Origin of the sequence: Acidaminococcus hominis (assembly GCF_022484025.1) — a bacterium.
In the GTDB taxonomy this organism is placed as follows: Bacteria; Bacillota; Negativicutes; order Acidaminococcales; family Acidaminococcaceae; genus Acidaminococcus; species Acidaminococcus hominis.
The window spans coordinates 2,619,012-2,629,988 of record NZ_JAKVMG010000001.1; the positions used below are offsets into that span (position 1 = coordinate 2,619,012).

The following is a 10,977-nucleotide window of genomic DNA, read 5'->3' on the forward strand; positions in this document are numbered from 1 at the left end:
AGGTGAAACTATGGATAACGAATTGGATATGAATCAGTTGTATTCCGATATTATCTTGGAACACAACCAAAACCAAAGCAATAAGCATGAACTGAATCCCCATACCCTGCAAGAACATGGGCATAACCCCAGCTGCGGCGATGACATTACCCTCCAGGCCGACATTGAAAACGGCATTGTGAAGAACGCCGCCTACACGGGCCATGGCTGTGCCATCAGCCAGGCTTCTGCCGACATGATGATCGACCTGATCAAAGGCAAAAGCGTCAAGGAAGCCCTGCGCCTGATTGACCTGTTCCTGGCCATGATCAAGCGGGAAGAAACCGATGACGACAAGCTGGAGGATTTGGAAGATGCCATTTCTTTGAAGAACATCTCCAATATGCCTGCCAGGGTAAAATGCGCTGTTCTGGCCTGGCATACCCTGAAAGATGCCCTGGAAGAAGGCAAATAAGCGTTTCCAAGCAGTATTGCAGCGCCGCTGCTCCATCTGTACGAGATGGGGCAGGGGTGCTTTTTTTGTAACTGATGAAAAAAATTCACCAGTTTGCCATAAAAGGGTTGCAATTACACACGAGTTCATATATACTAATGAATTGCCAAAAGTAGTTAGTATAGGCTAATCTAAAAAAGCGCAGAAAAGTCCCGCAGAGGAAACAAGGAAACTCTTGCCCAAGGACCTTTTGCTGCGTCCTAAGGAGGAAGCAAGTATGAACAAACAACTGGTAATGGCTCTGGCCATGGCTCTGGGAGTCAGCGCAACGGCTTTTGCCGCCAATCCTTTTTCTGATCTTCCCGCAGGCCATTGGGCTTACGGAGCTGTAGCCAAACTGGCGGCAGCCGGTATTGTGGATGGCTATCCCGACGGCAGCTTCAAGGGCGACCGCACCATGACCCGGTATGAAATGGCCCAGATTGTGGCCAAGGCTCTGGCCAAAGGCGCTATTGGCGCTGACGACAGACTGGTCAGCGAGTTTGCTGATGAACTGGATAATTTGGGAGTTAGAGTCGCTAAACTGGAAAAGAATGCTGATATGGTTCAGATTACTGGGGAAGCCCAAATCAGCTATGCCAACAACAGCGGCGCTGTTTTCAAAGGCGATGACAGCGGTAACTCCGAATCCGACCTGCGTACCCGTATCTGGCTTACCGGCGAAGTCAACGACAACTGGCATTATGTTTCCATGTTGGAAAATCATCAATACTTCGGTGGCAAAAACGAATCCGGGGATGATGACACCGATTTCCAAAGAGCTTTCCTGGAAGGCCGTTTGGGCGGTTTGCAGGTAAAAGCCGGCCGCTACGATGAATTCCTGGCTGACGGCAATATCTACGATTCCCAAGTGGATGGCGTAAGAGCCACCTACAACTTCGGCAAAGCCTACGTAACCGGCGCTTACGGCAAAATGGCCAGCGCCAGCGATTATAGCTGGACCAAGCTGAACGGAGATGAAAACCTGGAAGAAGGCGCCGGCAAATTTGCCTTTGGCGAACTGGGTGGCGATTGGGGCAACCTGCACCTGGTCGGCAGCTATCTGAAAGCCAAGGACGTGCACTCCATGGGCATGGACGGCACCGACGACGAAATCTGGACCGTCGGCGCTGATTACACCGCTGGCAAGGTCAACTTCGGCGGTATGTACCTGAAGGGCAATAACGACGATATTGACAAGGCAAACGCTGATGATGACGGCTTTGTAGCCCACATCACCTACGGCGGGGCAGAAAGCGATACCCCGGGCAGCTGGGGCCTGCTGGCAACCTACTACGACCAGGCAGCTCCTACGGTTATCGCCCATACCATGGACGGCGCTTGGGACGCTTTCCCCACCTACGGATTCAAAGGCTGGAAAGTGGGCGGTAATGTGACCCTGGCCAAGAACCTTGTAGCCGAAGTGGACTACTACGACCTGAAAGGCAAAGGCGGGGACGAAAACGGCAAACACGCCCGCACCCTGTGGTCCCAAATGGTGGTTACCTTCTAATTTTAGGCAGCTTGAACAGCCTGCCGCAACGCGAGACAATTTCTTCGGGAATTGTCTCGTTTTTTATATTTTCTCCTGGGTTTTTCCAACAATTAAAAAGGTTGTAACATATTTCTTGTTTGTTACAAAAGAACTTGCTAAAATAGAAATATAGTAAAGCAATCATTATTCAGTTGGAAAGGGGTGGATTTGTATGGGACTTACAACAAAGATTTTGGCGGGCCTGATTTTGGGCGTGGCGGCTGGCCTGGGACTGGGGCAGAGTGGACTGCCCTTTGCCACCACCTGGATTGCGCCTTTGGGCGCCATCTTTATGAACATGATCAAGATGATCATTGTGCCCCTGGTATTCTCCTCTCTGGTGCTGGGCGTGGCCGGGCTGGGGGACATCAAGAAAATTGGCCGGATTGGGGCCAAGACGGTGATCATGTACCTGGGTACCACGGCCTTTGCCATCTGCCTGGGCATTATGCTGGGGATTATTTTCCAGCCTGGGGCCGGGCTCAGCCTGCCGGGAGAAGGGGTGAAAGCGGCTGCCAAACAGGCACCGCCCCTGATGAAGGTCATCATCGATATTTTTCCCACCAACCCCATTGATGCCATGCTGAAGGCCAATATGCTGCAAATTATCGTCCTGTCGGTATTTACCGGCATCGGCATCGTTTCCGTAGGGGAGCGGGCGGACACCCTTTTAAAGACCCTGGACGGCATTACGGAAGTCTGCTACAAGATTGTCCACTACATCATGCAGCTGGCTCCTATTGGTGTTTTCGGGCTGATCTGCCCGGTGGTGGCGGCCAACGGACCGGACGTGCTGCTGCCTTTGGCCAAGGTGATTGTGGCGGTGTACCTGGGCTGCGCCCTGCACGCAGCAGTGGTGTACGGGGGCCTGATCAAGCTCCTGACCAAACTGCCCCTGGGTACCTTCTTTAGAACCATTCTGCCGGCCCAGCTGGTGGCCTTTACGGGCTGCTCCTCCAACGGGACCCTGCCTGTCAGTATGCAGTGCGCCGAGAATCTGGGAGTAAATCCGGAAATCTCCAGTTTCGTACTGCCGCTGGGGGCTACCATCAACATGGACGGCACGGCCATCTACCAGGGGGTCTGCGCCCTGTTTGTGGCCCAGATCTACGGGGTGGAGCTGACCACCGCCCAGTACGTGACCATTATCATCACCGGGACCTTGGCGTCCATTGGGACGGCAGGGGTGCCCGGGGCCGGCTACATTATGCTGACCATGATCCTGACGGCCATTGGGCTGCCCCTGGAAGGCAGGGCCCTGATTGCCGGTATCGACCGGATTCTGGATATGCCCCGGACTACGGTGAACATTACCGGCGACATTATGGTTTCCTGCTGCGTAGATGCCAGCGAACGGAAACGGGAGCTGGGAGATTTCTAAGGAAAGCCTGGCTTTTGGAAATAGAGCAGAACGAATGCGGGACGGCGCAGGCTGCCCCGCATTTTTTGCGCCGCTTTGCTTTCTGTTTATTTGCCAGGAGGGCGGGGGAGTGGGTATAATAAAAAGGATTGTAAAAGGAGGTTTTATTCATGCATTTTTCCCAACTGCTTTCCCGGGCGGCTGTTTTCACCGGCGCCCTTTGTATTTCTGCCCAGGTGGCCCTGGCGGCTTCCATGCCCGGCACCCCGGCAGCCCTGTGTACCCCTGCGGCCTGGACCACCCAAAGCGGCAATACGGTGCTAGCTTCCCCGGCCCGGATCAAGGCCCTGAACCAGCAAATGGAGAAAACCATTTTTGGTGATACCATTACCGGCCTGGGGGATACCATCTCCGGCAGCCAGCTGACCCAATACGTGAACGCCCTGGGCATGGAAGACGACCTGTACGTCCAGGGAGCTCCTCTTGGCAGCGCTGCGGCCAGCAAGCTGAAAAGCGATGCCAAAGCCAATATCCGCCCCAGCAACAAGGTGCGGTATGGGGTGCTGGTGGACCGGGTGGACCTGAAAACGTTCCCCACCCTGAGTCGGGCTTTTTCCGACCCTTCCGACCGGCATTTTGACAGCTGGCAGGAAACGGCGGTGGACCCTGCTACGCCGGTGCGCATCTACCACACCAATCCCCAGGGCAACTTTATTTTTGTCCGGACCCCCCACTACCGGGGCTGGGTGCCCACCAACAAGGTGGCAGTTACGGACGCCAAAACCTGGCAGACCTACGCCCAGCCGGCGGCTCCTGCCGTGGTAACGGGACGGCTGCTGAGCCTGACGGCGGGGAGCAAGCCCCAGCTGTACCAAATGGGGGCTGTGATTCCCACCCAGGGCGGCAAATTGCTGCTGCCCACCCGGGACGCCAAAGGCTATCTCCAGATTGACCCGGTAAAGGCGTCCTACGGCCCCAATCTCCATCAGGGGTATCTGCCCTATACGGCCAACAATATTGTGACCATGGCCTTTAAACATCTGGGGGCTCCCTACGGCTGGGGCGGCATGGAAAACAGCGTGGACTGCTCCTCCCTGGCCCAGGACGTGTACCGGACCGTGGGCATTGAACTGCCCCGGAATGGGGACGAACAGGCCAGAGCCCTGGGCGGCAGAAATCTCCGGGGGCTGAGCCACGACCAGAAAATGGCCGTCATCGGCAGCGCAGCGCCGGGTTCCATTTTGTTTACCCCCTACCACGTAATGCTGGTGCTGGGGAATTATCAGGGAACGCCCTACATGATCCATTCCCTGGCTTCCTACGGCCAGCCCACCGCCAGCGGGGTGGTGAAAAACCGGGTGATGCAGGTGGTGGTCAGCCAGGTGGACCTGTTGGGCGGCAGCGGCAATCCGCTGGTGAACCAGATGACGGAAATGGCTACCGTCCGGTAAAAGCAATAGAAAAAACGAGGGCAGTTCCTGGGGGAGCTGCCCTTTTTTCCTGTCCAAAACAATGTCACCAATACGCCACTGGAAATTTCACCCAGGAATATCGTATAATATAAGAATACATTGCAAGTTTTTGAAAGGAAAGCTTATGGGGAAATACATCATTCAAAAGCCGGTCACCAGCGAACTGGTGGTGGAAAAATCCCGGTTTTTCTGCCATTTGCAGCGGGTGGAAACCGAGGAGGAAGCCCAGGCCTTTGTGAAACAAATGAAAAAGCAATACTGGGACGCTTCCCATAACTGTTCTGCCTATATTGTAGGCCAGGACGGCCGGGTGGAACGGTCCAGCGATGATGGAGAGCCCAGCGGTACCGCCGGTTCGCCCATGCTGGAGGTGCTGCGGCGCCGGGAGCTGTACGATGTGGCGGCGGTGGTGACCCGGTATTTCGGGGGCATCAAGCTGGGAGCCGGGGGACTGACCCGCACCTACGGGAAGGCCGTGGTCCAGGCGGTGGACGAAGCCGGACTGGCCCAAAGGATTCCCATGGGAGATTATGTGTTTGACTGGTCCATGGAAGATGCCGGGCGGGTGCTGAACCAGCTGTACCGGCAGACCCTGTTTGCGGTGGGCCAAGTGGAATATGACAGCAGCGTGCACATTCATGTGACCCTGCCGGAAGACCAAAAACTGGAAGCCGAAGCCTGGCTGACGGAAAATCTCAGCCGGGAAGTGGAACTGACCCAGGCAGGCAGCTTTTTTGCAGAGCAGCCGGTGGATCTGGACCAGAAGCCAGCCGAGTAGAAGTGTGAAATGGAAGGATAATTATGACACGGAGAAAAATAGGAAAACCAATCAGTTTCAAGAAAACCTGTGCAGTACTGCTGAGCTGTGCCGTGCTGGGCTTTACGACCCCTATTTGGGCCGCGTCCCTGCCGGTAAAAACCATTACCCGGACGGAGAAACAGGTAACGGTGGAATGCCCGGAGGTTTCCGGGGGCAGCAGTGCCGCCGATGAAAAAATCAACAGCGCCCTGAGCAGCCAGGTAGCGTCCTACGTCAGCGAGGCCTCTACCCTGGGCGGGGGCAAGGTGCATTACGATGTGCACAAATCCGACCCGGATCTGATCAGCCTGACGGTGGTCATGACCCCCAACATGGGCGTGGAAGAAACCCAGGGTATGACCTTTGACCGGAAAACCGGGGCCCAGCGGCAGCTCAGCTATTACTACAACCAGCAGCAGCTGGCCAACCGTTCCGAAAACAGCCTCCAGTACCTGTACGACGTGGACCCGGCCAAGCAGAAGACCCTGCCGGATACGTACTATGTGGACCAGGATGGGAGCATTATCGGGGTCTACCATGCCGGTTCCGTGCTGGATAAGAACGAAGGGGAAATCGAAGTGAACCTGTCGGCAGCCCTGCCGGATAATCCTGCGGGCACTCCGTCGGTGACGGCTCCGGTTACCGCAGCTGCCGCCACGGAAAAGACCGTGGAAAAGACGGCCAGCCAGGCTGCGGCTGAAACGGCGGCAACCAAGAAAGCGGCTGAAGAAAAGGCCGCAGCCGAAAAGGCAGCGGCAGAGAAAGCCGCTAAGGAAGCTGCCAAGAAGGCCGCAGCAGAAAAAGCAGCTGCGGAAAAGGCTGCCAAAGAAGCGGCGGCCAAGAAAACGGCTGCGGAAAAAGCTGCAGCAGAAAAGAAAGCGGCCGCCAAGACTACGGTGGCTGCGGCTAAGACCACTGCCAAGGAAACGGCCAAGACCGCTGCCGGTGCAGCCAGAACGGCAGTAAAGGCCGCACCGGCCCTGGATGAAGTGAAACCAGCTCCGGCTGCCCAGACCCCGGCGCCTGCGGCTAAGCCCGCAGCTCAGCCCGCAGCTCCTGCTCCGGCACCGGCTCCTGCGGCTCCGGCTGAACCTGCTTTCCAGGCACCGGTACTTACCGGCAACCAGGGCTACGTCACCGGCACCGATGTACGGTTCCGGGAGGGCGCCAGCCTGGACGCCAACGTACTGGGCTACTTCACCAAGGGTGAAGTGGTGTACATCAAGGGCAAAGCCCAGGGCAGCGGCCTAACCTGGTACCAGGTGGCCCGGGGCGACGGCACCAATGGCTACATTGCTTCTGAATACTGCCAGCCTGCGGAAGGGGCCCAGATTCCGGAGGTTTCTGCCGGAAATACGGGCTCTGCTGCCAGCTCCAGCGCTTCCACCAAGGCCGTGATTACCGGTACCGACGTGCGGATCCGGGGCGGCGCCAGCACTTCTGCAGACATCTTGGGCTACTATACCAAGGGCGAAGAAGTCACCATTATGGAAGTGGGCGACGGAGACGGTATGAAGTGGTACAAGGTGAAACGCTCTGACGGCTCTATTGGCTGGGTAGCGGCCCAGTACTGTCAACAAAACTAGCCAAAGCGGGCTGGCTGTGTTACAATCAGACTATATAGTCTAGCCATAAACCAAAGAGAGGTGACGAGACCACCATGAATAAAGTTGGAAGAATTTTGGCAGCCCTGTGCTGTGCCCTGGGTCTCACGTTCCCCATGGAACGGGTGGACGCAGCGGCTCCTGGAACCATTATTGGCACGGAAGTCCGGATGCGCAGCGGCGCAGGTACCAACACGGATATTCTGGGCTATTTTGAAGACGGCGAAGCGGTGACCGTACTGCAAAGTGATGTACGGGGCGGCCGGAAATGGTACCAGGTTACCCGGAAAAACGGCGTTACCGGCTGGGTTGCCGGGGAATACTGCCGGGTTGCGGATACCGGAACCGTACCTTCTGCCACCTTTGCTGCCGACCGGAAAGGCCGGATTACCGGCACAGAAGTGCGGATGAGAGGGGACCCCAGTGAAAACGGGGACGTCCTGGATTATTTCGAAAAGGATGAAGTGGTCATCATCCTGGATGCCCAGGAAGGCGGCGGCATCAACTGGACCAAGGTCAGACGGGACAACGGCGAAATCGGCTGGGTGGCCTCTGACTATTGCGAAGAAATCTAGCCAAGCACCTTTTGTTATGCTAAAATAAGAGAAATCACAACTAGGAGGTTCCATCACATGAAAAAATTGTGGCAAGTTTTGGCTGCCGTATGCTTCGGTTTTGTACTGTCCTTACCGGTAGGCAAAGCGGATGCGGCAACATTTACCTTTACTCCGGCTAAACCCGCTGCGGAAAATACCGCACAAACGGCGGACAAAGGCCAGGCAGCAGAAGATACCACCCCCAAGGTTCAATCCCTGAAATTGGCCGTGGTACCCTTGATGATCGGTGAAGATGTAGAAGACAACCAGGGCATGAAACCCATTGTATTCAGCAACGAATTGGCCAAACTGTTCCAGTATCCTGCCTACGACATGGTAGACAGCGATGTGGTACGGAAAGTCGCCCTGCAGCAGCAGGACAACCTGTTCACCAAAGCCGGCCTTCAGGCCGTAGCTGAAGCCAGCGGTGCCGATGTGGTTATCGTCATGGCCGTGGACAAATTTGACGTAACGGAACAGTCCTTCCGCCGGGAACCGGTAACGGACCTGGATTTCGAAGGCCGTTTTGCTACCCTGAACAACAAGACAGGCAAGTTCAAGGATGACCATTGGTCCTACACCCAGGAAATGGAATCCGGCGCCATCAGCCCGCGTTCTGATTGGCCTCACAAGGAATTCGGCAAACTGTGCCGGAGAGAACTGAAAAAGGCCTTGAAAAACAACTAAGCGCAGCAAGGGGGCGGTCAGCAATGGCCGCCCTTTTTTACTGAAAGAAAGGTGTTTTAATGGATTGGAATGAACTAAAAACTGTGGGCCATGCCTGCTACAACTGTGTTCACCTGAAAGAGCGGAAGCGCTACTGGGTTTTCCTGCTACGCTGCCTGGGGCACAGCGGAGAAATTACCGCGCTCCAGCACTTCTTCCATAGTGACCCGGTGCGGGAAAAAGTCTTTGCCGGCATGCCCTGTCTGCTGGAACAGGCAACCCGGGCCTTTTTCTATAAGGGGGCCACGTTTACGGAACGGGCGGCGCTCATCCGCCACCATATCCTGGCCCTCCAGCAAATCGGCAAACCGGAACTGTTGACCAAAATCTACACCGACCACGGGAAAATTACCCTGTGGCAGGATACCTTCCAGGAGGAACCCCTGACCCTGGACCTGCTGTTCCACCCAGGCCAGCGGAAGGAAGGCTGCCTGTCCCTGGTGCTCCATTGGGGCGGGGTGGATTTCTACCAGATTATGTTCTGGCTGGGACCGGACCCGGCTGGGGGCAAAACCTGCGCCTTTGTAGGGGCCCTTCAGGGCACCAGCCTGGGCAACGATGCGGTCAAGGCCATGACCAAGAAGTACTTTGGCTACCGGACCAAGAACCTGATTTTCTATGGGCTGCGGACCCTGGCCAAGCTGTGGCACTGCCAGGAAATCTACGCCGTGACCAACCAGGGCTACTACGCCATGAACCACGTGCGCATGGACCGGAAGCTGAAAACCAACTTTGGGGACTTCTGGGCAGAGTGCGGCGGCAGCCCCAGCGGCGATCGCCGGTTCTACCGGATTCCCCTGGAGGAAGTGCGCCGGGATCTGTCGGAGCTGAAGCCCTCCAAGCGGGCCAACCACCGGCGGCGTTATGAAATGCTGGACGCCATGGAAGTGACGATGGCGGAGCAGCTAAAGCCCTGGCTGGCGCCCCAGACTATCGAAAAGCTCTGATTTATGGTAAAATAAAGTGTATTGCAGAAGTACTATTACCCCACGGAGGTGTCTGGATTGAAAAAAGTAATCAGTCTTGTTGTAACGGCACTCCTTTGCCTGACCTGCCTGGCCCCGGCTATGGCCGCAGATCTTGAGACCGCGAACACCGTCTCGGGCAAACTGGAGCAAGTGGAAACCTTTATGGACGGAGCGGAACAAACCGGCTCTTTGGTTTCCCGTGTGGATAAATTGGAAAAGGAACTGTACGGTCAGGAAACCAGCGGTTCCGTCATGAGCCGGGTGGACCGGCTGTACAACCGGGTGGAAGGGGACCCCAACAATGGGCAGCTTTCCCTGGCCGCCGTACTGAACGTCATTGAATGGCAGTTCTCTGACCGGATGGGCACGGAAGGTGCCATCAACCGGATTGGCAATCTGGAAACCAGTATTTTTGGCACCCAGTACCCCCAGGATACGGTGCTTAGCCGGGTAGCCCGCCTGACCAAGGCCGCTTTCCCCTCTGGAAGCCTGACTTCCAGCCCTGTGGTACTGCCCAAGGATTCCCTGATTAAAGTGAAATTCATGAGCGACATCAGCAGCAAAACGGCCCAGGCCGGCGATGCTGTGGACTTTGTGGTGGACGACAACGTGTACGTGGGCGAAGCCCTGGTATTGCCCAAAGGCGCCAAAGGTGTGGGCAAAATCCAAAAAGTGGTGCAGCCCCGGATTTTTGGCCGGGATGCCCGGATTGACCTGGACTTCTCCCATGTGGTAGCCGTTAACGGGGAAGCCGTTCCCGTTACGGTCGGTGATCTGGCCAAACAGCAGGCCAAAACCGCAGCCGGTGCAGCCGGTGCTTCTATTGGAGGCATGGTCCTCTTTGGACCGGTGGGCATTGTAGGCGGCGCTTTTGTGAAGGGTTCCTCCGTGACCATTCCTGCGGGTTCCAATACCTACGTCCAGGTAGAACAGGACACCACCATTAATGGCGTGATTTTGGCCGGCAATACGGCCAGTGGCCAGCAGCTGACCACCGCTGCGGAAAATCCGGAAGCTACCAGCACCCTGGTAAAACCGGGTACGGCTGCCCAGCCGGCTGCTAAGGCAGAAGCCCAAACGGAACCGGCTGCTGAACCAGCCGCTGAACCAGCCGCAGAACCGGCTGCAGAACCCGCTGCTGAAACCCAGCCTGCTGCTACGGCCCCGGCTGCCAGCACCACTACTGCGGCAACAGCCCAGACTCCGGCTCAAACTCCGGCTCCTAGCCAGGATGCTTCCCTGGATGAACCCATGGAAGATGTTCAAATCGGTTCCGTAAATACCAGCGGCACCGGCGACAAGGCCGACGCTGAAACGGAAGCCGCTTTGGCTGCTGCCCGGAAGCAGGAAGCTGCCAGCCAAACCGGCACTGACACGGACGACGGCAGTGCCTATACCCCGGCAACCCTGTAAGGCACTTTGTACAAGGCATTTGGTAAAGGTCTT

10 protein-coding genes are annotated in these 10,977 nt (G+C 56.5%); all 10 read left to right on the plus strand.

Features of this window, described 5'->3' with window-relative positions:
• Positions 1-10: 10 nt before the first annotated feature.
• The 10 genes from sufU to LKE88_RS12015 all read left to right on the plus strand — a co-directional run bounded on the left by sufU (position 11) and on the right by LKE88_RS12015 (position 10,944).
• A complete protein-coding gene (gene sufU / locus LKE88_RS11970; RefSeq protein WP_105327023.1) occupies positions 11-454 on the plus strand; it encodes a Fe-S cluster assembly sulfur transfer protein SufU in 444 nt (147 codons plus the stop codon).
• 256 nt (positions 455-710) lie between these two features.
• The gene (locus LKE88_RS11975; RefSeq protein WP_105327024.1) at positions 711-1,985 is read left to right on the plus strand and encodes an S-layer homology domain-containing protein; all 1,275 of its coding nucleotides are present in this window, start codon (positions 711-713) and stop codon (positions 1,983-1,985) included.
• 193 nt (positions 1,986-2,178) lie between these two features.
• Positions 2,179-3,387, plus strand: a complete 1,209-nt coding sequence (locus LKE88_RS11980) for a dicarboxylate/amino acid:cation symporter (RefSeq protein WP_276803738.1) — start codon at positions 2,179-2,181, stop codon at positions 3,385-3,387.
• A 149-nt stretch (positions 3,388-3,536) separates the two neighbouring features.
• Positions 3,537-4,817, plus strand: coding sequence for a C40 family peptidase (locus LKE88_RS11985; RefSeq protein WP_118287030.1), 1,281 nt, complete (start codon positions 3,537-3,539; stop codon positions 4,815-4,817).
• Positions 4,818-4,962: 145 nt separating this feature from the next.
• Positions 4,963-5,616, plus strand: a complete 654-nt coding sequence (locus LKE88_RS11990) for a YigZ family protein (protein ID WP_105327027.1) — start codon at positions 4,963-4,965, stop codon at positions 5,614-5,616.
• 23 nt (positions 5,617-5,639) lie between these two features.
• Positions 5,640-7,223, plus strand: coding sequence for an SH3 domain-containing protein (locus tag LKE88_RS11995; protein WP_105327028.1), 1,584 nt, complete (start codon positions 5,640-5,642; stop codon positions 7,221-7,223).
• Positions 7,224-7,297: 74 nt separating this feature from the next.
• Complete coding sequence (locus LKE88_RS12000) at positions 7,298-7,816, plus strand: SH3 domain-containing protein (RefSeq protein ID WP_105327029.1); 519 nt, start codon at positions 7,298-7,300, stop codon at positions 7,814-7,816.
• 57 nt (positions 7,817-7,873) lie between these two features.
• Positions 7,874-8,524: a hypothetical protein gene (locus tag LKE88_RS12005; protein ID WP_105327030.1), complete on the plus strand. Its 651-nt coding sequence runs from the start codon at positions 7,874-7,876 to the stop codon at positions 8,522-8,524.
• 59 nt (positions 8,525-8,583) lie between these two features.
• Positions 8,584-9,510 (plus strand): VirK/YbjX family protein, encoded by a 927-nt coding sequence (locus LKE88_RS12010; protein ID WP_105327031.1) that lies wholly within the window; start codon positions 8,584-8,586, stop codon positions 9,508-9,510.
• A 48-nt stretch (positions 9,511-9,558) separates the two neighbouring features.
• Entirely contained in the window at positions 9,559-10,944 is a 1,386-nt protein-coding gene (locus tag LKE88_RS12015) for a hypothetical protein (protein WP_231086396.1), read from the plus strand.
• Positions 10,945-10,977 lie beyond the last annotated feature (33 nt).

What these genes read in the sequence shown, in the direction of transcription:
- sufU (WP_105327023.1), top strand. Translation starts at nt 11, where the DNA reads ATGGATAACGAATTGGATATGAATCAGTTGTATTCCGATATTATCTTG.
- LKE88_RS11975 (WP_105327024.1), top strand. Translation starts at nt 711, where the DNA reads ATGAACAAACAACTGGTAATGGCTCTGGCCATGGCTCTGGGAGTCAGC.
- LKE88_RS11980 (WP_276803738.1), top strand. Translation starts at nt 2,179, where the DNA reads ATGGGACTTACAACAAAGATTTTGGCGGGCCTGATTTTGGGCGTGGCG.
- LKE88_RS11985 (WP_118287030.1), top strand. Translation starts at nt 3,537, where the DNA reads ATGCATTTTTCCCAACTGCTTTCCCGGGCGGCTGTTTTCACCGGCGCC.
- LKE88_RS11990 (WP_105327027.1), top strand. Translation starts at nt 4,963, where the DNA reads ATGGGGAAATACATCATTCAAAAGCCGGTCACCAGCGAACTGGTGGTG.
- LKE88_RS11995 (WP_105327028.1), top strand. Translation starts at nt 5,640, where the DNA reads ATGACACGGAGAAAAATAGGAAAACCAATCAGTTTCAAGAAAACCTGT.
- LKE88_RS12000 (WP_105327029.1), top strand. Translation starts at nt 7,298, where the DNA reads ATGAATAAAGTTGGAAGAATTTTGGCAGCCCTGTGCTGTGCCCTGGGT.
- LKE88_RS12005 (WP_105327030.1), top strand. Translation starts at nt 7,874, where the DNA reads ATGAAAAAATTGTGGCAAGTTTTGGCTGCCGTATGCTTCGGTTTTGTA.
- LKE88_RS12010 (WP_105327031.1), top strand. Translation starts at nt 8,584, where the DNA reads ATGGATTGGAATGAACTAAAAACTGTGGGCCATGCCTGCTACAACTGT.